Consider the following 19417-nt stretch of genomic DNA (forward strand, 5'->3'; position numbering starts at 1 on the left):
CTATAGAAGCTACTCTTTTTTATTTTTTGAATATGACCACTCCCCCACACAGTAAAGTTCAAGCTCGTGGGCTTGCGCTGCTACCACTTATTGTCTTTTTAGCCATCTTTTTAGGCAGTGGTATTTACCATTCTATTCTTGGTACTGAATTTGCGTTTTATCAAGTCAAAGCACCTGTTGCTGCCTTACCTGCAATTATTTTAGCAATTGTGTCGTATCGTGGAAAATTAAATGCAGCAATTGATGAATTTTTACAAGGTGCAAGTCATCCCAACCTCATTTTAATGTTTATGGTGTTTATGCTCGCCGGTGCTTTTGCCAGCGTATCGAGTGCCATTGGCAGTGTGGATGCAACAGTTCAGTTTGGACTATCCATCATTCCACCTGAGTTTGTATTGCCCATGCTGTTTATCATCTCAGCATTTGTGGCTACAGCAATGGGAACTTCGATGGGTACCATTGCAGCTTGTGCGCCCATTGCTTTTGGTTTTTCTCAAGCGACGGATATTCAACCGATTTATGCCATTGGTGCGGTGGTCAGTGGTGCCATGTTTGGCGATAACCTGTCCATGATCTCAGATACCACCATTGCAGCAACACGCAGTTTAAATGTTGAATTAAGAGATAAATTTCGGGTCAATATCTGGATTGCATTTCCTGCTGCTATTGTCACCATTGGTATTTATATATTGACCAACCATTCACCACAATCTATTGAATATAAAGATTATAACTTATGGTTGATCTTGCCTTATGTGGCAGTATTTCTTTTGGCTTTTACACGCTTACATGTTTTAGCAGTCTTAGCACTTGGCGTTGTGTTATCAGGTTTAATGGGGCTATTTGTCACGCCATCATTTGACTTATTAAAATTAAATACATCTATCTATTCAGGCTTCGAAGGCATGTTTGAAGTGGCATTATTGTCGATGTTCTTGGGGGGACTCTCTGCAATTATGCAAAAAGAAGGTGGCTTAGAGTGGTTGATTCAGCGGATTTATAGTATCACTCGATTATTTAAAGTTGGCACTCAACGCGCAGGTGAAATCGGCATCAGTTTTCTAGTTATTTTCTCAAATTTATTTGTAGCAAATAATACCGTTGCCATTATTTTATCAGGTGATATGGCACGAGAAGTTGCTAAAGAATATGGTGTAGACCCAAAACGCGCTGCTGCATTGATGGATATTTTTTCTTGTGTGGTGCAAGGGATCATTCCTTATGGTGCTCAATTACTGCTTGCATGTTCTATTGCAAAACTATCACCAGTTGAATTGATTGGCTCAATTTATTATTGCTGGATTTTGGCAATTTTTGCGGTATTGGCGATTATTTTCAGATTTCCAAAACTCAAAATACGATAAAAAGACTGCCTCTTTGTCTCAGACAAAGAGGTTTTTTCTTACTGTTTAATGATTAAATCTGTGGTATTGACCATAAAATATTATTCAAAACTATCACTATATCGACTAAATACCCATACCACTGCACCAAGTGAACCACGCCCTACACCATGATCTTGTCGTATAAATACTTGATAATCATTACAACGATATTGATATGCTTCTTTGTCCTGACTTAATACCCAACCCTTTTATGGAAGTTTCGAGTTTTTTAAAATACTATTTTTGAACTGATTTAAAGGTGTTTCAAGTTGTGCATATTTTCCTTCATTGTAAGAGAGCGTAAAACCAATAATACGGTTTTTTACTGGATCAAAATCTATACTTCCGACTGAAGTGACTCCTGCATTTTCAAAAGCTTGATCAACATCTAAGATCTGAATTCGATCTTTATCAGGCTTAGCATTGCTATGTATTTTTTTAAATTGATCAAGACTTTGCATCAAAGTCATACTACCTACCGCCACTTGATTGAGTGGAATTTCACATACATTGGCTTGCACATTTGTATAAGTCATACATATAACAGCCGCTAAAATTAATTTTTTCATTTTAAATCCTCGTTATCCTTTTCTTTTAAAAATTATTTCATCTACAAACTTTCATATTTTGATGGATTGAGAATATTTTGAATAGAAAAGATACAATTTAAAACTTTTATTTTAATTGCTGTTTTTTCTGCAATAAAGTCTGCCCACTATATGCCTTATAGGCTCTTGCCAATGCCGATTGGTCAGAATAACCCAAACGCATCGCGATCTCAGTCAGTTGCAGGTCACTTTCGAGTAATAACTCACAACGCTGCATGCGTTCGATTTCCACGATTTTTTTAAATGATTGACCAAATTCATTCAACTGACGTTGCAAAGTTCTCGCAGAAATATTTAATTCTTGTGCAATATCTTCAATTTTAGGAGCTTGTTCTTGCAGCCGTAGATATTCTGCAACAATAAAATGTAGTTTTTGAGGCAAAGTTTCATAGCGCGTTTTTGAGGCAATGGCTTCCTCAGCTTGTTTAACCAAAAGTTGCATCAATGAAGGATCTGCTTGTTGAATTTTTGCATTTAATCCTTCTAAACCCAAAACAAAGCTATATTCAGATTGATTAAAATGAACATCACACGCATAAAATTTTTGATAATGATAAATCGCCATTTGTGGTGGATGAGCAAAATTTACCTCTAATAATGGAAACTGATGAAGCACAACAATTTTTCGTGCTAAATGCATCATTAAAGCATTGGTCAATTCATTAATGACAATATATTTTTCATGATGAAAAGGCCAAATAAGATGAATATGTTGCCCCACCTGCTTCATTTTCATCGGAATAATATGATCACCATCAATCACTAAACGACTAAAACGTAGAATATTATGTAAGGCTTCAGCAACTGTGGTACTTCGTGTTGCCATATAGCCTAAAACCCCAAAGTGTTCAGGGCGAACATACTGCGCCATTTCAAAAATAATCTGTGGGCAATCTAAAGCAAGTTCAGTTTTTTTAAGAATTTGCTGAAAAAAAAGATAAGAAGACTGAGTATCAATTGGCTGAAGTAAAATTTTTTTTAAATGTGAATAGTCATCTTTTAAAAAATCAGCAGTAAAAATGTCGATTCCCTGTTCAAACAAATAAGTCTGCCAAAGATGAAAATATCCATTCGGTATATGTAATTCCTGCATGATTGTCACTTAATCCCAAATCCATATTTGACATACTAAATTTTCATTCTGTCGTAAAATGTATAAAAATTGGCAAGATCTGTCAAAACAAAGTTGTAAAACACCGACATACTGAAAGCATCGAAGTAATGCAAGTAAAACAACATGAATGCATTGGTGAAATATCAAGCCGAACCTGTCGTTCGCACTCAACTCAATTTTAAGCTAGATGAGATCCCACGTTTTTGGTTTGGTGGAGATCCATTTAAAACCCGTATGTTCGATGCTTTGAGTCTGACTTTTCCAGATGGTGAACGTTACTTTATTGAATGTGTACGTCTATTTCGCAATCAAATCAGTGATCCTGAATTACAACAACGTGTTGCTGACTTTATTCGTCAAGAAGCCCAACACGGCATTGCACATGACAAAATGAATGAGGAGATGAAAAAGCAAGGCATGCCAGTTGACCAATTTATCCAATTTCTAAATCGTTTATTTAAATCTGAACTGAAAAATCGCTCTCCCCAGTACAATATTGCCATGACGGCTGCGGCTGAGCATTTGACCGCACTGATGGCAGAAACATTTTACAGTCGCAAAGAAACACTGGCAGACGCGCATCCCTATGTACGTGCTTTATTTGCATGGCATTCCATTGAAGAAATGGAACATCGCGATGTCGCTTTTGATGTCATGCAACAAGTGGGTGAAGTGCCTGAATCTTTAAGAAAATTTACCTTAGCTTTGACCACAGTTGCTATGTTTGGTTTCACCTTTTATCGTGCCAATGTCATGCTTAGTTATGATGGCTTTAGTCGTCTTGATCGTATCAAACTTGCTGCTCAAGGCTTGCCTTGGTTCTTTGGCAAACACGGCGTAATGACTCGCATGAAGAAGCAATATTTTGACTGGTATAAACAAGGCTTTCATCCAAGCCAACATCCGATCATTGCACAATATCAGGTCTGGATAGACACCTTAGAACAAACTAATGATCCTATTTTGGCAGGTGAGGCATTTTGGCAAGCAGGTCAATAACCATTTGATCTACCTAATCATTCTATAAATTTAATTTGCGAGAAATAAAACAATGAATGCATATGTAAAACATCAGGTTGACCCTGTCGTCCGAAGCAATCTAGATTTTAAACTCAATGAAGTACCACGCTTCTGGTTTGATCAAGATCCTTTTCGTACTCGTATGTTTGATGCGCTAAGTCTAACTTTTCCAGTCGGTGAACGTTATTTTATTCAAAGTGTACGTGCCTTACGTGACAAAATCAGTGATCCCGATTTACAGCAACGGGTCAGTGATTTTATCAAACAGGAAGCACAGCACGGACTGGCGCATGACAAAATGAATGAAGAAATGAAGCGTCAAGGCATGCCTGTTGATCAGTTTATTAAATTCCTTGGCGGGCATTTTGAGTACATTCTAAAAAACCGCTCTAAACAATATAACATTGCGATGACTGCTGCTGCCGAACACTTAACGGCACTGATGGCTGAAACCTTTTATAGTGAAAAAGCAACTCTGGAAAATGTCCACCCTTATGTCAGAGCATTATTTGCATGGCATGCCATTGAAGAAATGGAACACCGTGATGTTGCCTTTGATGTGATGAAAGAGGTTGGAGAAGTACCTGAGTATCTTCGGAACTTTGCCCTCGCCTTCGTTACCTTACAAATTTTCGGCTTTACGTTTTATCGTACCAATGTCATGTTGAAATATGACGGCTTTGGCTTAAAACAACGCGCCCAAATGGCAGTTAAAGGTTTACCATGGTTTTTTGGTCGTCAAGGTAAACTCTCTGCGATGCGCCATCAATATTTAGACTGGTTTAAAAAAGATTTTCACCCAAGCCAACACCCTGTCATTCGTCAATACCAAACTTGGGTAGATACACTGGCTGCAACGAATGACCCAATTCAAGCTGGTGAGGCATTTTGGCAAGCAGCGCTTTGAGTTTATTTTAGAACAGCATTATTGAGTAAAATTATTGAGCAGAACTATTAAGCAAAATATTTTACCATTTCGCATAATGCTGTTCTAAAAGAGCGTATTCATTTTTTAAAACAATAGTTTCACCTGTTTCAGTTTCGATCGTACCACTCACTTTTGACTGCCACTGACTAAATTGACTACCCACTAAACGTAAATTTAAATTTTCAAAGCGACGCCAACCTGTTTCAACTTGAAGTTTTAATTTGTCATCTAAAGAACGAATCGTCCAGTGTTGTTCTGATTGTTTTTCAAATAATACATCTGCTAATGGAAATAAAATGCCATTTATCCATAAGCAATTTTCATTACCAAAACTCTCATTCACACCTGATGCTAAATTTAACCCAATTCGCTGTCCTTGACTGTCCCAGAAATTACTGGATAACCAAAACCAAGCTGTTTCTGGTCTTAAAAAGCCACATGTATCATCTAAAGAAGCAAAGGTCTTGTCATTAAAATGTATAGTTTCTTGCTTTTTATTAATGAAAAAACCTTCTACACCAAGTGTGGTGAGCTTCTGTGTATATGACCAACCATTAATTCCAGTCGGACTACACATACTTAAAGCATCTGTTGCAGCACAAAAAATGCGAGCTTTTAATTTTACATCACCATGCTTACTGATATTGATATAGCGCACACCATTGGCGTGTTGTATTTCAATATGAAAAGGTGATTTTTTAAAAGAACTCTGATTATATAAAGGTTGTTCATCGACAATGGTGTGATGCCCTAAAACATTATTTGAATTCCACTCCAATACCTCATGAGTGTGATGGTTATAAATATAGATAAAACCATGCCCAGCCCAACCAATATCAACCACAGCAAAACCAATACTATAATGCTCATGTTGAATGCTGCAAAATTTAAATTTCTTATATTTTAGACTCTTACGCCAACCTTTTAAGGTTTTACCATAAGGTGTTTTATAAATATAACGCTCTACCGAAATCGAGGTAGGTAATTGACTAAAGCGACCATAACGAGGTAATCCATTCGTTTGTATTAAATCCATTTCACCCCAATCCTTCATTTTTAAAATTCTTAGACTTTAGTCTACATTTGGATTATTACCCATTTTAAAGGACATACACAATCATTCTCAGAACTTTCTCTTTTTATTTCTCAACAGCTTCAAAATCATTTTATTTTTTGTGAAAATTACTCAAATTTAATCCATTAAAAAAGCCCAAATCATCAGGCTTTTTATAAATAGATTATGAATAGACAATGTCAGTTGTGACTTAAATCACCATGTTCCTTCACCTAATTCTTGACCAATATAATCATATCTCATCTGTGAACGAGAAAACTTAATTGGACAAGCAAGTTGAGGTTCTGCTTGTTCTGCATTGGCTTTTAGAGGAACATTGACCACCCAGTTTCGTTCCTGAGCCAATGGCGAACTGAGTGCTTCATCAAGGCTTAGTACAGGTTCAACACAGAAATCAAGTTGAGCAAAAATCTCACTCCATTCTTCCCATGTTTTTGTCAGAATTTTTTCCTGAATAGCCTCTTTCACCGTTTTACGATCTTCCGCATCAAACGATGCACCTTTTTGTAAAATAATCGGTAATTCTAAAGTAGCCGCTAAACCACTCATAAACTGCGGTTCTAAGCTACCAATCGACAGATAACGACCATCCTGAGTACGATAATAATCGTAGAATGTTCCACCATTTAATTGTTCATTTTCAGCATATTGTTTTTGTCCACCCGCAATACTTGCAGCCGCAGCCATATTGTTCATACTGACCACACAATCGGTCATGGAAATATCAATATATTGTCCTAAACCGCTGCTGTATCGCTCTGTCACGGCTGCCAAGATGCCAATCACTGCATGTAAGGAACCGCCTGCAACATCCGCGATTTGGATTCCCATGGGTGGTGGACCACTGTCTTGACGCCCACTATGCCCCGCGATTCCTGACAAAGAAACATAGTTAATGTCATGCCCTGCTTTATCTTTATAACGACCTGTTTGACCATAACCAGTGATTGAGCAATAAATCAATTTAGGATTAATTTCTGCCAAAGTTTGATAATCTAAGCCAAGACGTTGCATAACGCCTGGTCTAAACTGCTCAATCACAATATCAAAGTCTGAAATTTTTTGTTTGATCAGTTCTATGTTTTTAGGGTCTTTTAAATCCAAAGCAACAGACTGTTTATTTCGGTTTAAATAACTATGTGAAGTTGCTTGTCCATTGGCATATGGAGGGAACAAGCGTACCAGATCTGGACGGGTTGGAGATTCAATATGGATCACTTCTGCACCCATATCAGCAAGGTACATTGTTGCAAAAGGTCCAGGTAACAAAGTTGAAAAATCGAGTACTTTCAATCCTTTTAAAGCAGTTGTCATAATCGTTTTTACCAAATTTAGGTTGATTTTTATCTCATATTAGAAATATAAAACTAACATAACAATGTCATGTTCAGCCATTTACCTTGATCATTTCGGCAATTTAAGATGTAAAAAGGTGATATACAGTGTTGTAAATCGCCAATTAAATATTTTTTAGCGTCATTTAGGTCAATTTTTAGTGAACATCAAAGAGACTGAAGGATTTAACATGAGTCGTGATACGATTAGTATCCATTTCGTGAATGCAGCCCTAACAGGCGTAAAACGCCTAGGAATGGATGTTGACACCCTACTTTCACACGTGGGCATAGAAGCAGAATTACTCCGTCAACCTAAAGCACGTATTTCACCAGAGCAATATACACGCTTTGTCAAAATGTTATGGATGGTGACACAAGACGAGCATGTTGGCTTTGATATTCAGCCACGACGCTTGGGTTCTTTTGCCATCATGTGTCAATTGATCATTCATGCCAAGACCTTAGGTGATGCTTTAGAACTTTCTTCACAGTTTTATAAGCTATTTGGCGATGAGTGGTCTGTTGCGGTTGAACGCGATAAACATGAAGCGCGTTTAGTTCCATTGATACCAAAAACGATGGATCCTGATCATTTTATTACCGAAAGTATGCTCATGATTTGGCATGGTTTAGCATCATGGCTCATTGAACGTCGTATTCCGTTAGAACGTGTGCATTTTGGTTATCCGCGTCCAAATCATGCAGATGAATACGATGCGTTATTCTTTGCGCCAGTAATGCAATTTGACATGCCGCGCACTGAAATTACTTTTGCTGCGGATTATTTAGACTTGCCAATTCGTCAAGATGAAGCATCATTAGAAGAATTTTTAAAAGCTGCACCTGCACAACTTTTGGTCAAATTCAAAAACACCAACTCGCTCACTTCACGTATTCGTGAAGTGTTAAAGAGCCAAATTGGTGAAGAAATGCCAACTTTAAATGATGTAGCATCGATGTTGTATTTATCACCACAAACGCTACGTCGTCGTTTAGCGGCTGAAGGTAAAAGTTATCAGGGCGTGAAGGATGCTTTACGCCGTGATGCTGCCATTCATTTACTGTTAAATCCTGATTTAACTTTGGAAGACGTTGCGCAACAAGTTGGCTTTAGTGAAACCTCAACATTCCACCGTGCATTTAAGAAATGGACAGGTGTCACTCCTGGTTTATACCGTCAGTTGCATGGGTATCATTGATTGATTTAGATTTTTTACTCGCAAAGCCTAATCTGATTTAGGCTTTGTTGCTATGATGTATTTTCATTTGAAATGACCAAATATTCAAAATATAATCAGCACCATAAAGAAAATAAGTTTTTAAAATCATCATTATTTCATTCAACTTAGATTCTAAAGAAGAACGTTATATAAAAAGTTCACAACAAACAAAAAAGGAAAACTATGTATTTATTACTCAGAACAATTTCAGACTATGTATTCTCAGATATTATTTTAGGTGTTTTTTCGACATTAAAAAATGCTGAACAAGCCAAAGCCTATTATATTCAACATCGAAAAAATAATGACCCGTGGTATGACCAACCTTATCGGGAAACCATTTTAGAAAATGATGTCAACATAATTGAATTAAAAGATTCTTTTCAAAATGGTCAAATCATCTTCGAAGTCAGTGAATATTCTGAAGGATTTGGGCAAGATTGTAGGGATTTACATTCGTTTCATCGTTCACGGGTCGAAGCAGAAAAATGTATAGAAGACTTAGGAAAAAAGGAAGAACTAAAAAATATGGAAGAAGATTTCTCTTTCCCTTATTTTGCTGCAATTGACTATTTAGTCGTTGGTGAGCTGCATTCAGATATAAGTACAGACCAACCTGTAGACTTCATGACAGATAGGGATGAAACGCTTTTAGAAAAAACTGGCAAAAGAAAATTTGCTGAAATTATTGATATCGCTTTTCCGCACAATCAAGAGTCCTGATTATTCATCTGACATGGGTATTTGATTATTCATGTTTTCATCAAGTTAAAGTTATTTTTTAGCATTTTTTCAAATGCACTGATTTTTGCTACGATTGACCAAAACTATCAATTGACTTTCCCGTTCTCGTCATTGCACTATCAAGCTTATAAAGTACACTCGAAACACATAACAATTTTAGAAGTCATAAAAAGGAATAGCTATGAGCGAGGCTTACATCATTGATGCCATTCGCACACCACGCGGAAAAGGAAAGAAAGATGGTTCACTCTACAGTGTGAAACCCATTACTTTGCTCACAACATTACTCAATGAATTAAAAGATCGTCACCACCTAGACACCTCAAAAGTCGATGATATCGTGCTGGGATGCGTTACCCCAATCGCTGACCAAGGCGGTGATATTGCTAAAACTGCCGCAATTGCAGCAGGTTGGGACAATGATGTTGCAGGTGTGCAGATCAACCGTTTCTGTGCATCAGGTCTTGAAGCGGTCAACATGGCAGCACAAAAAGTCCGTTCAGGCTGGGAAGATGTGGTTGTTGCAGGCGGTGTCGAGTCAATGTCTCGTATTCCAATGGGTTCCGATGGCGGACCTTGGGCACTTGATCCTGAAACCAACTTAAAATCAAACTTCGTTCCTCAAGGCATTGGTGCAGACTTGATCGCGACTTTAGATGGCTATAGTCGTTCCGATGTTGATGAATTTGCGGCAAACTCACAGCGTAAAGCGGCTGCGGCACAAGCAGCAGGTCATTTTGACAAGTCCATCGTAGCGGTAAAAGACAAAGCGGGTGTGGTGATCTTAGATAAAGACGAATTTATCAAACCAACGACAACTGCTGAAGGCTTGGCAAAACTCAATCCAAGTTTTGAAATGATGGGCAGCATGGGCTTCGATGCAGTCGCATTACAGCAATATCCTGAAGCACAAAAAATCAATCATGTACATCATGCAGGAAACTCATCAGGTATTGTCGATGGTGCTGCGGTTGTTCTTCTTGCTTCTGAAAAAGCAGTCAAAGAACAAGGTTTAAAACCTCGTGCCAAAGTTTTGGCTACTGCACTCGTGGGAACAGATCCAACCATTATGTTGACAGGTCCTGCACCTGCTGCACGTAAGGCATTGGCAAAAGCTGGTTTAACGATTGATGATATTGATTTATTTGAAGTCAATGAAGCCTTTGCTTCTGTGGTGATGCGCTTCATCAATGAACTGAATGTTCCTGTAGAAAAAGTCAATGTCAATGGTGGCTCAATTGCCATGGGGCATCCATTGGGGGCAACAGGTGCAATGATTTTAGGAACTTTACTTGATGAATTAGAGCGCCAAGGCAAAAAACGTGGTTTAGCAACATTGTGTGTGGGTGGTGGCATGGGTATTGCGACCATTATTGAGTTGGTATAAGGAGAATAAGAATGAGCGCAATTCAATTTGAAAAAAATGCGGACGGCATTGTTATTCTGACTTTAGACTCTCCAAACCAATCTGCAAACACCATGAATGCTGACTTTCAAAAAGCATTGACGGAAACAGTTGAAAAATTAAAAGCAGAATCTGGCATCACAGGCATTATTTTCCGTTCAGCGAAAAAAACCTTCTTTGCAGGCGGTGATTTGGATGATTTGATTCAGGCACGTCCTGAAGATGCCAAAGAATTCATGGCTGTCGTTGAACTGATGAAAAAAGAACTACGTTACATCGAAACTTTAGGTGTACCTGTGGTTGCAGCACTCAATGGCACAGCGCTTGGTGGTGGTTGGGAAATTGCGCTTGGCTGTCATGCCCGTATTGCATTGAATGATCCGAAGTCTAAGTTTGGTCTGCCTGAAGTGACTTTAGGTTTACTTCCAGGCGGTGGCGGCATCGTGCGTATGGTACGCCTGTTAGGTCTACAAAATGCATTCCCATTCTTAATGGAAGGCAAACAATTTGGTGTCGATAAAGCCAAATCTTTAGGTCTGATTCATGACACTGCGGACTCACTTGATGAGTTGCTGGAAAAATCCATCGCATGGGTCAAAGCCAATCCAAAATCACAACAACCATTTGATGTAAAAGGTTATAAAATTCCGGGCGGTGACCCTAAAACACCTGCAGTGGCACAGATTCTTGCGATTGCCCCTGCAATGCTGCGTGACAAAACCAAAGGTTGCTACCCTGCACCTGAAGCGATCATGGCAGCAGCGGTTGAAAGTGCTCAGGTCGATGTCGATACTGCACTCACCATCGAATCACGTTATTTCACTTATCTTGCAACAGGTCAAGTGGCAAAAAACATGATCGGTACGTTCTGGCATGGTCTGAATGCAATCAAAGCAGGTGCAAGCCGTCCGAAAGATGTCGCAAAATGGCAAGCCACCAAAGTCGGTGTATTGGGCGCAGGGATGATGGGTGCAGGTATTGCTTACTCAACGGCGACCAAAGGCATTGCTGTGGTACTCAAAGACGTTTCTGTTGAAAATGCAGAAAAAGGCAAAGCATACAGCCAAAAACTTTTGGACAAAAAAGTTTCACAAGGTCGTATGACGGCTGAGAAACGTGACCAAGTCTTAAGCCTGATCACTGCAACTGCTGATGCAGCCGATCTACAAGGCTGTGATTTGATCATTGAAGCTGTTTTTGAAAATCAAGAACTTAAAGCCAAAGTGACCCAGGAAGCTGAAGCTTTCCTTGCGGATGGTGGTGTATTTGCATCAAATACCTCGACATTGCCAATCACAGGTCTGGCAAAAGCGTCTAAAGATGATAAAAACTTCATTGGTTTACACTTCTTTAGCCCAGTCGACAAAATGCCTTTGGTTGAAATCATCAAAGGACAAAATACCTCTGCTGAAACTTTAGCAAAAGCCTACGATTACGTTCAGCAAATTGGCAAAACGCCGATCGTAGTGAACGATAGCCGTGGCTTCTTCACCAGTCGAGTCTTCGGTACATTTGTCAATGAAGGTCTGCGTTTGCTTGCTGAAGGTGTGCATCCTGCACGTATTGAAATGGCAGCGCTTAAAGCGGGTATGCCTGTTGGTCCACTCGCGATTCAGGACGAAGTTGCTTTGACGTTATCTGAGCATGTCACCAATGAAACTCGTAAGGCACTCCAAGCTGAAGGCAAAGACTTAGCACATTCTCCTTCTGAAGATGTGTTGAAAACCATGATCCATGAGTTTAACCGTAAAGGTAAAGCAGCAGGTGCAGGTTTCTATGATTATCCAGAAGGTGGCAAAAAGCATCTTTGGGATGGTTTAAGCCATTGGAAACAAGACGTTGATATTTCTGAACAAGAAATGATTGACCGTATTTTGTTTGTTCAGTCACTCGATACTTTACGTTGCTACGAAGAAAATGTATTAGAATCTGTGGTGGATGCCAATATCGGTTCAATTTTCGGTATCGGTTTTGCGCCATGGACAGGTGGTGCAATTCAATTCTTAAATCAATACGGTTTAGACAAAGCCCTTGCCCGTGCCAATGAACTCGAAGCTAAATATGGCGAACGTTTTAAAGCACCACAGTTGCTCAAAGACAAAGTAGCAAGTGGTAAAATTGATTAATCATTTAAGTTCTTAAAAAAGAGGTATTTATACCTCTTTTTTGTTTTTAAAATTAAAGCATTTAGAAACCCATAATAATTTTAAGGTCTTATTTAAAAAACTCGTCGGATAATTTCATATTTTGTGTTATAACATTACATAGATTCTCATTTTTTAAATTTGGAATACTCCCATGTCAAATGCTGTTGAGTCTCAAAAAATCGCAGATGAAAAAAAAGGTTGGAAAGGTCTTTTCGTTGCCTTTATTCTAAGTATTTTATTTCTTGGTATTTTTTATTTAGCCATGGAAAATGAACCAGACTATATGCCAAGCAAACAACAGGCTGTGAGTAATCAAACTGCTTTTAAAAATGCACCTGTAATGTCACAAGAAGCACTCGCTGAAGCAGAAAAACAAAGAAACGCTGCATCGGGTGAAATGTCTCATATGCAACATGGCAATGCAGAGGCACATTCAGAACATAATTCTCATTAAAAAAAATATCATGGTTTTATCTTAAAAGACTTCTCTTTCACTAAGATAAAACCTTTTTTGTTCATTTTATCTTTTTCAATATCGCAATAAGATCAGAAAAATGGTGTAAATTTTCATCAGCATAATTAGAATTTATATTGATATCTTCATTAAAAAAGATCGTTTTCATTTTGGCTCTTTTTGCACCTAAAATATCTGCTTGCTCATGATCACCAATAAAAATGCATTGTTCAGGTTTTACACCCAGTCTTTGACTTGCCAAATTAAATATTGCAGTTTCTGGTTTCCGTATGCCTACCGCCTCAGACACAATAATGGTTGAAAAATACTCATTTAACCCTAAAGCCTTAAAGTTATGCTCTTGAAAAGGTGTTTTGCCATTTGAAACCAAAGCAAGTTGATAACCATCCTGATACAGTTATTGAATACTGTGTTCAACACCCTCAAAAGCCAAACAAAAACGATTAAAATCATGCAAATATAGATCTAATAAAAATGCTACAGAAAACTGTGTAATCTTAAACTCAATGATTAACTGTTGATAAACCACATCTTTCCATACTGAACCATTGGCATCAAGCTCAATAAAGCGTTGTATAAACTGTTATTTTTGAGCATTTGGTACAAGTTGCAAAAAATTGATTTGCCAGTTTAAAAATCGCTTGAGTGAACCTATTCGGTCTAAAAGAGTTTGATCTAAATCAAAAATAATGGCTTTTATCACCTTTCTACTCCTTTGTTCATGTTTAAAAAACAGGTTACAATTTTTAAATGGCACTCAAATTTTAAAACCATCCAATCAATTCATAAAAAACATATCAACATGTGGAATCCCACAATCGAGATACTCCTCACCTTTCACTTCAAAAGCTAAACTTTGATAAAAACCAATCGCATGAACCTGTGCTGATAATTTTAAATAGGGTCTTTTTTGTTGTTGCCCAACATCCATAATATGGCGCATGAGTATTCGCCCTATTCCTTTGCCACGATATTGATTTAATACAGCAACTCGTCCAATACTATGATTTTCAAGTAATCGTGCTGTTGCAATAGCTTGATTTTGATCATATACAATAAAATGTAAAGACTTTTGATCTTCTAGATCCCATTCATCGGCTGCCGCAATATTTTGCTCTTTAATAAAAACCTCTGTACGAACCATTTTCGCTTCAGTTTCTAACAATGCCCAAGAACCACTACGAATGACATAATCTGACATCAAACTTTTTACCTTGTGTTTAATTTTCGATATTTTAAAACAGCTTTAACTTAAATCTATTTTTTATTTACTGTTCAATTTCTTCAATTAATTCTGTTTCAAACGTCTGATTTAAAAAGATGCTTCATTCAAAGCATCTTTTTTTTCATCTCATTAACACTTAGAACCAATACCTTGTTGATCCCATTGATCGTTGAGTAAGAGTTCTAAAGAATGTTTTTGAATGCTATACATGTCTTTTAAAGCTGAAATTTGCGCTAAAATCTGTTCATCAGGCGCAGTAAAATTCTGACGTTTGGTCGCCAAAATCATTTTATTTTTACTGGTATGTTCCAAAGCAACAAATTCAAAAACTTTGGTGTCATAACCATAAGCATTGAGCAATAACGCGCGAATAGTATCTGTCAACATTTCCGCTTGTTGTCCTGCATGAATGCCAAACTGCAACATCGGTGCAAGCACTTTGGGGCTGTGTAATTGTGGGCGCAACTCTTTATGACAACATGGTGCGCACATGATCATTTGTGCATTCAAACGAATTCCTGTATGAATCGCAAAATCTGTTGCAACATCACAAGCATGTAAAGCAATCATGACATCTAGTTTTTCAGGTGCATAAGTACGTACATCACCTTGGAAAAAATCTAAATGTTTAAAAGCTGATTGCGTCGCTACTTTTTGGCAAAACTCGACCATTTTAGGATTGAGTTCAACACCTGTAACATGAGGAATAATCTTATTTTTTTCTAAATAATCATATAGTGCAAACGTTAAATAACCTTTACCAGAACCAAAATCGACCACTTGCAAAGCTTGATCTTGATGATCAATTTTATCTAAAGCACCTGAAAAGATTTCAACAAATTTATTAATCTGCTTCCATTTTCTTGCCATACTTGGAATAAGCTGTGCTTTGCTGTCGGTAATGCCTAAAGGCTGTAAAAAGTAGCTGTCCTGATCTACATAACGATGTTTTTGACGATCATGCTGTTGCTCCTGTTGCTTCACTTGAGGTGCAGTTTTACTATAAGTTAATAATGCTTTTTTCTTATTTTTTTTCAGTTGAATTTCTTGTTCGGTGCTAAATAGATTGGCTTGTTTACATTGTGCAAAAAGTTGCTGAATGACAGCAAAACTTTCATCCATGGCGTAGTTTTTAGTCACATCTTGGGTTTTATAACGATATAAACAACTCATCATGAACTGATCTTGTAAAGAAATGATACGAAAAGTCATTTTTTCTAATTGTGCTAATTCACCTTTATATTGACTTAAAATTAGTCTATCAAAATCTTGTGTTTCAATGGCTTGCTGTACAGCATTGATAAATTGTTGTTCCTGCTCGGACATCGAAGCCAACTGTGACATAGTACAAACTCGTATAGATTCAAATTAGCATTTTAAATGTTCTTACTTTAAAGGTAAAACTCCATTATTATACAAATGTATTTTTAAGAAAATTATAACCATGAATTCAGATCTAATTCACGTCTATGCTCCCCAAGAAGAACGTATTAATGCAATTAGTCATGCTATTGGTGCAGTATTTGCGGCGATTGCGATGATTTTTATGTTGGTCAAAGGCAGTTATTTACCTTTTTGGCAATTTTTTGGCTTAGTTGTTTATGGCTTAAGCATGGTTTTATTATTTTCAAGTTCTGCAATTTATCATTTTTCCGTCGATGAAAAAAAACGTCAATGGTATAAAAAATTAGATCATACTGCCATTTATTATCTCATTGCTGGAACTTATACACCTTTCTTGGCAATTGCCATTCCTACAGCAAAAGCACATTACCTGCTTATTGCCCTTTGGATCATTGCAGCAATTGGTACACTATTCAAGTTAGTTTTCATCCATCGTTTTCAAAAAATTTCACTGGTCGCTTATTTGGTGATGGGATGGCTCGCTGTGCTTGTAATGGATGATATGCAACGCTTTCTGACCAATGGAGCTATTCAATTATTGGTCGCTGGTGGGCTTGCTTATACGATTGGCGCATTGTTTTATGCCTTAAAAAGAGTAAGATATACGCATGCTATTTGGCACATATTTGTGTTGATAGGGGCAGGATTACAATTCTTTGCAATCTATCTTTACGTTATTTAATCCTTAAACATTCACATATCAGCGACCCTGATCGAGTGTATTTGGATTGATCCCGTTGTTTTTTTAAGAAATTACGCCTTTTTTAAAAAGATTACGCTTTAGAAACTAGTTTTACTTTTAAAAGTGTAAGGTCTACCATGGCGTCATCTAATATTACTGCGACTGAAGAAGTTCAGACAAATTCAAAAACACGTGTACTTTTTGCAAGTCTCGTAGGTACAACAATCGAATTTTTTGATTTTTATATCTATGCAACAGCAGCTGTCATCATTTTCCCTCATCTGTTCTTCCCTGCAAGCACAGATCCAACTACCGCAACTATTCAATCTTTAGCAACTTTTGCCATCGCCTTTATTGCTCGTCCTATTGGTGCAGCTTTATTTGGGCATTTAGGTGATCGTATCGGGCGTAAAGCCACACTGGTTGCTGCACTCCTCACCATGGGGATTTCCACCGTTTGTATTGGTTTACTCCCAACCTATCATCAAATCGGAATCATGGCACCCTTATTACTGGCACTTTGTCGCTTAGGTCAAGGTTTAGGTCTAGGTGGTGAATGGTCTGGTGCTGTACTTTTAGCGACTGAAAATGCCCCTGAAGGTAAACGTGCTTGGTATGGCATGTTCCCTCAACTTGGTGCTCCAATTGGGTTCATTCTTGCTACAGGTTCATTCTTAACACTCGGCGCTTTTATGTCTGAAGCTGAGTTTATGCAATGGGGTTGGCGTATTCCATTTATTGCCAGTGCTGCATTGGTGATAGTCGGTTTATGGATTCGTTTAAAATTACACGAAACACCTGCATTCCAAAAAGTTTTAAACAAACAAAAAGAAGTGAATATTCCATTTAAAGAAGTGTTAACCAAACACTGGGGTATGCTCATTCTTGGGACAATCGCAGCGATCTGTACCTTTGTTGTGTTCTACTTAACAACTGTATTTGCTTTAAACTGGGGCACAACTCAACTCGGTTATTCTCGTGCAGAATTTTTAGAACTGCAATTATTTGCGACACTTTGTTTTGCTGCCTTTATTCCACTTTCAGCAATTTTTGCAGAAAAATTTGGTCGTAAAGCAACGTCTATAGGTGTATGTATTGTTTCTGCATTATTTGGTTTAGTCTTTTCAACTATGTTGGAATCTGGCAATACGCTCGTTGTGTTTCTATTCTTATGTACAGGTCTTGCCATCATGGGTTTAACCTATGGTCCAATTGGTACTGTACTGTCTGAAATTTTCCCAACTTCTGTACGTTACACAGGTTCAGCGTTGACTTTTAACCTTGCAGGTATTTTTGGTGCATCTTTTGCGCCATTGATTGCAACGAAACTGGCAACAACTTATGGTTTATATGCGGTGGGTTATTATTTAACGGCTGCGTCGATTCTTTCACTGCTTGCCTTCTTAGCAATTCGTGAAACAAAAAATGATGATGTAAATAACCAGATTTAATTCGTTGATTAGTAATAAAAAGCCTGCAACTATGCAGGCTTTTTATTTACTTTATTTTTTTTCAACTCAGATCATGAATAACAAATGATTTAGCTTTTAAATGATTTATTCAAATCAATACTGAACGTCCTGATCCAAACTGAACTGCCTAACATTTTTTCAAGCAAACTTAGCCTAGCTTAGTTCAACTCAATAATATCAATGGTTGGCGGCACACAAAAACGAAAAGGTACACCCACCATTCCTGTACCAACACTGACAAACACAGCGGCATTTTCATGCTGATACAAACCTCTTTTATGCCCCAAAATCGATACTTTTTTCATGACATAACTGGTGAGCCAAGGCAATTGTACCTGTCCTCCATGCGTATGCCCTGCTAGCATTAAAGGACGTGTTGGTAACTTCGGCACCATATCAACCGTATCAGGGTTATGCGACAAAATTAGCCAAGGTTTATCTTGTGGTAATAAAGGCATACTGCGCATATCAGTTTTACCTGCCCACAAATCCCCCACCCCAATTAAACGAAAATCGTCAAACTCAACCATCTGCCCTTCGATATCCATAACATTATTCACTTTCAAAGCATGGGCTAATAAGTCTTGAATGGGTGGACCGGGATATTGCTCATCATGATTGCCATTTACTGAATAAATAGGGGCTTCAATCTCTTTCAAAACTGCCAATTCTTCGGCAAGTTTATTTTCAGGTTCATACGTCCAATCACCAGCAACCACGACTATATCTGGTTTTTGTTCATTGATTTTACGTACAATTGTTTTTAGCTGGCGCTCGTGCCCTGAAAATAAACCAATATGTAAATCTGCAATTAAAGCAACTTTAAAAGGTCGCTGAAAAGCTTGATCAGGACTTAATTTATATTGTTGATAGTCTACACGAACCAAATGTGGTTCAATAAAGCGTGCATATATCAATAAACTCGATAACAAGAAAACAAAAATGCTTTGATGCAAAGAGAAATAATGAACCCAGCCTGCATATAAACTAAAAAAGAACAACGGAAATAATAAATAAGATAGGTAAAATGCCAATAAATGCACAAAGGATTTAAAAGGATGGATGGTTTCAGTACGTGATTGGCTCAGCCAAGCCTGTGCGATACCCCATAAAGCAACAAGGATAAAACATAGGTAAAAATAAAAAATGATTGAATTGTTCATCAACATACTAAAT

At 37.7% G+C, this 19417-nt stretch carries 17 protein-coding genes and 1 pseudogene; 10 read left to right on the top strand and 8 right to left on the bottom strand.

The window, feature by feature from the left end; translation table 11 throughout:
- Positions 1–32 precede the first annotated feature (32 nt).
- Positions 33–1364 carry a Na+/H+ antiporter NhaC family protein gene (locus C9E89_RS09735; RefSeq protein ID WP_107008138.1) on the top strand — a complete coding sequence of 444 codons (1332 nt, stop codon included), beginning with the start codon at positions 33–35 and terminating at the stop codon, positions 1362–1364.
- Positions 1365–1594: 230 nt separating this feature from the next.
- Here the strand turns inward: C9E89_RS09735 and C9E89_RS09740 are convergent, their stop codons facing one another.
- Both C9E89_RS09740 and C9E89_RS09745 read right to left on the bottom strand, forming a co-directional pair.
- Positions 1595–1954 (bottom strand): hypothetical protein, encoded by a 360-nt coding sequence (locus C9E89_RS09740; RefSeq protein ID WP_107008137.1) that lies wholly within the window; start codon positions 1952–1954, stop codon positions 1595–1597.
- A 106-nt stretch (positions 1955–2060) separates the two neighbouring features.
- Positions 2061–3086: a helix-turn-helix transcriptional regulator gene (locus C9E89_RS09745; RefSeq protein ID WP_107008136.1), complete on the bottom strand. Its 1026-nt coding sequence runs from the start codon at positions 3084–3086 to the stop codon at positions 2061–2063.
- 144 nt (positions 3087–3230) lie between these two features.
- Between C9E89_RS09745 and C9E89_RS09750 the strand changes: the two genes are divergently transcribed.
- The gene (locus C9E89_RS09750) at positions 3231–4106 is read left to right on the top strand and encodes a metal-dependent hydrolase (RefSeq protein WP_107008135.1); all 876 of its coding nucleotides are present in this window, start codon (positions 3231–3233) and stop codon (positions 4104–4106) included.
- A 52-nt stretch (positions 4107–4158) separates the two neighbouring features.
- A complete protein-coding gene (locus C9E89_RS09755) occupies positions 4159–5034 on the top strand; it encodes a metal-dependent hydrolase (RefSeq protein WP_107008134.1) in 876 nt (291 codons plus the stop codon).
- Between the two features lie 61 nt (positions 5035–5095).
- Here the strand turns inward: C9E89_RS09755 and C9E89_RS09760 are convergent, their stop codons facing one another.
- Positions 5096–6091: a DUF2804 domain-containing protein gene (locus C9E89_RS09760; RefSeq protein ID WP_107008178.1), complete on the bottom strand. Its 996-nt coding sequence runs from the start codon at positions 6089–6091 to the stop codon at positions 5096–5098.
- 234 nt (positions 6092–6325) lie between these two features.
- A complete protein-coding gene (locus tag C9E89_RS09765; RefSeq protein WP_107008133.1) occupies positions 6326–7444 on the bottom strand; it encodes a CaiB/BaiF CoA transferase family protein in 1119 nt (372 codons plus the stop codon).
- 211 nt (positions 7445–7655) lie between these two features.
- Between C9E89_RS09765 and C9E89_RS09770 the strand changes: the two genes are divergently transcribed.
- The 5 genes from C9E89_RS09770 to C9E89_RS09790 all read left to right on the top strand — a co-directional run bounded on the left by C9E89_RS09770 (position 7656) and on the right by C9E89_RS09790 (position 13437).
- Positions 7656–8666: an AraC family transcriptional regulator gene (locus tag C9E89_RS09770; RefSeq protein WP_004724010.1), complete on the top strand. Its 1011-nt coding sequence runs from the start codon at positions 7656–7658 to the stop codon at positions 8664–8666.
- Positions 8667–8870: 204 nt separating this feature from the next.
- Complete coding sequence (locus tag C9E89_RS09775; RefSeq protein WP_107008132.1) at positions 8871–9410, top strand: hypothetical protein; 540 nt, start codon at positions 8871–8873, stop codon at positions 9408–9410.
- Positions 9411–9612: 202 nt separating this feature from the next.
- Positions 9613–10818 carry an acetyl-CoA C-acetyltransferase gene (locus C9E89_RS09780; RefSeq protein ID WP_107008131.1) on the top strand — a complete coding sequence of 402 codons (1206 nt, stop codon included), beginning with the start codon at positions 9613–9615 and terminating at the stop codon, positions 10816–10818.
- Positions 10819–10829: 11 nt separating this feature from the next.
- Complete coding sequence (locus C9E89_RS09785; RefSeq protein ID WP_107008130.1) at positions 10830–12962, top strand: 3-hydroxyacyl-CoA dehydrogenase NAD-binding domain-containing protein; 2133 nt, start codon at positions 10830–10832, stop codon at positions 12960–12962.
- A gap of 172 nt (positions 12963–13134) precedes the next feature.
- Positions 13135–13437, top strand: a complete 303-nt coding sequence (locus C9E89_RS09790; RefSeq protein ID WP_107008129.1) for a hypothetical protein — start codon at positions 13135–13137, stop codon at positions 13435–13437.
- A gap of 61 nt (positions 13438–13498) precedes the next feature.
- On the opposite strand, the pseudogene C9E89_RS09795 reads toward C9E89_RS09790, so the two are convergent.
- The 3 genes and pseudogenes from C9E89_RS09795 to C9E89_RS09805 form a co-directional block, all read right to left on the bottom strand.
- Positions 13499–14161 (bottom strand): annotated as a pseudogene (locus tag C9E89_RS09795) (HAD family hydrolase).
- A gap of 75 nt (positions 14162–14236) precedes the next feature.
- Positions 14237–14659, bottom strand: coding sequence for a GNAT family N-acetyltransferase (locus C9E89_RS09800; protein ID WP_107008128.1), 423 nt, complete (start codon positions 14657–14659; stop codon positions 14237–14239).
- 153 nt (positions 14660–14812) lie between these two features.
- Positions 14813–16027 carry a class I SAM-dependent methyltransferase gene (locus C9E89_RS09805; protein WP_107008127.1) on the bottom strand — a complete coding sequence of 405 codons (1215 nt, stop codon included), beginning with the start codon at positions 16025–16027 and terminating at the stop codon, positions 14813–14815.
- A 100-nt stretch (positions 16028–16127) separates the two neighbouring features.
- Here C9E89_RS09805 and trhA point away from each other — a divergent pair, with 100 nt between their 5' ends.
- Together trhA and C9E89_RS09815 are read left to right on the top strand one after the other, a co-directional pair.
- Positions 16128–16769, top strand: coding sequence for a PAQR family membrane homeostasis protein TrhA (gene trhA / locus C9E89_RS09810; protein ID WP_107008126.1), 642 nt, complete (start codon positions 16128–16130; stop codon positions 16767–16769).
- Positions 16770–16906: 137 nt separating this feature from the next.
- Entirely contained in the window at positions 16907–18220 is a 1314-nt protein-coding gene (locus tag C9E89_RS09815) for an MFS transporter (protein ID WP_107008125.1), read from the top strand.
- A 179-nt stretch (positions 18221–18399) separates the two neighbouring features.
- Here C9E89_RS09815 and C9E89_RS09820 read toward each other — a convergent pair whose 3' ends face one another.
- Positions 18400–19410, bottom strand: a complete 1011-nt coding sequence (locus C9E89_RS09820; protein WP_107008124.1) for a metallophosphoesterase — start codon at positions 19408–19410, stop codon at positions 18400–18402.
- Between the last annotated feature and the right edge of the window lie 7 nt (positions 19411–19417).

This window comes from Acinetobacter sichuanensis (assembly GCF_003024515.2).
GTDB lineage: Bacteria > Pseudomonadota > Gammaproteobacteria > Pseudomonadales > Moraxellaceae > Acinetobacter > Acinetobacter sichuanensis.

Coding starts and splice junctions, on each gene's coding strand:
- C9E89_RS09785 (WP_107008130.1), top strand. CDS start 10,830: ATGAGCGCAATTCAATTTGAAAAAAATGCGGACGGCATTGTTATTCTG.
- C9E89_RS09735 (WP_107008138.1), top strand. CDS start 33: ATGACCACTCCCCCACACAGTAAAGTTCAAGCTCGTGGGCTTGCGCTG.
- C9E89_RS09800 (WP_107008128.1), bottom strand. CDS start 14,659: ATGTCAGATTATGTCATTCGTAGTGGTTCTTGGGCATTGTTAGAAACT.
- C9E89_RS09750 (WP_107008135.1), top strand. CDS start 3,231: ATGAATGCATTGGTGAAATATCAAGCCGAACCTGTCGTTCGCACTCAA.
- C9E89_RS09765 (WP_107008133.1), bottom strand. CDS start 7,444: ATGACAACTGCTTTAAAAGGATTGAAAGTACTCGATTTTTCAACTTTG.
- C9E89_RS09775 (WP_107008132.1), top strand. CDS start 8,871: ATGTATTTATTACTCAGAACAATTTCAGACTATGTATTCTCAGATATT.
- C9E89_RS09740 (WP_107008137.1), bottom strand. CDS start 1,954: ATGAAAAAATTAATTTTAGCGGCTGTTATATGTATGACTTATACAAAT.
- C9E89_RS09805 (WP_107008127.1), bottom strand. CDS start 16,027: ATGTCACAGTTGGCTTCGATGTCCGAGCAGGAACAACAATTTATCAAT.
- trhA (WP_107008126.1), top strand. CDS start 16,128: ATGAATTCAGATCTAATTCACGTCTATGCTCCCCAAGAAGAACGTATT.
- C9E89_RS09815 (WP_107008125.1), top strand. CDS start 16,907: ATGGCGTCATCTAATATTACTGCGACTGAAGAAGTTCAGACAAATTCA.
- C9E89_RS09790 (WP_107008129.1), top strand. CDS start 13,135: ATGTCAAATGCTGTTGAGTCTCAAAAAATCGCAGATGAAAAAAAAGGT.
- C9E89_RS09745 (WP_107008136.1), bottom strand. CDS start 3,086: ATGCAGGAATTACATATACCGAATGGATATTTTCATCTTTGGCAGACT.
- C9E89_RS09760 (WP_107008178.1), bottom strand. CDS start 6,091: ATGGATTTAATACAAACGAATGGATTACCTCGTTATGGTCGCTTTAGT.
- C9E89_RS09780 (WP_107008131.1), top strand. CDS start 9,613: ATGAGCGAGGCTTACATCATTGATGCCATTCGCACACCACGCGGAAAA.
- C9E89_RS09755 (WP_107008134.1), top strand. CDS start 4,159: ATGAATGCATATGTAAAACATCAGGTTGACCCTGTCGTCCGAAGCAAT.
- C9E89_RS09770 (WP_004724010.1), top strand. CDS start 7,656: ATGAGTCGTGATACGATTAGTATCCATTTCGTGAATGCAGCCCTAACA.
- C9E89_RS09820 (WP_107008124.1), bottom strand. CDS start 19,410: ATGTTGATGAACAATTCAATCATTTTTTATTTTTACCTATGTTTTATC.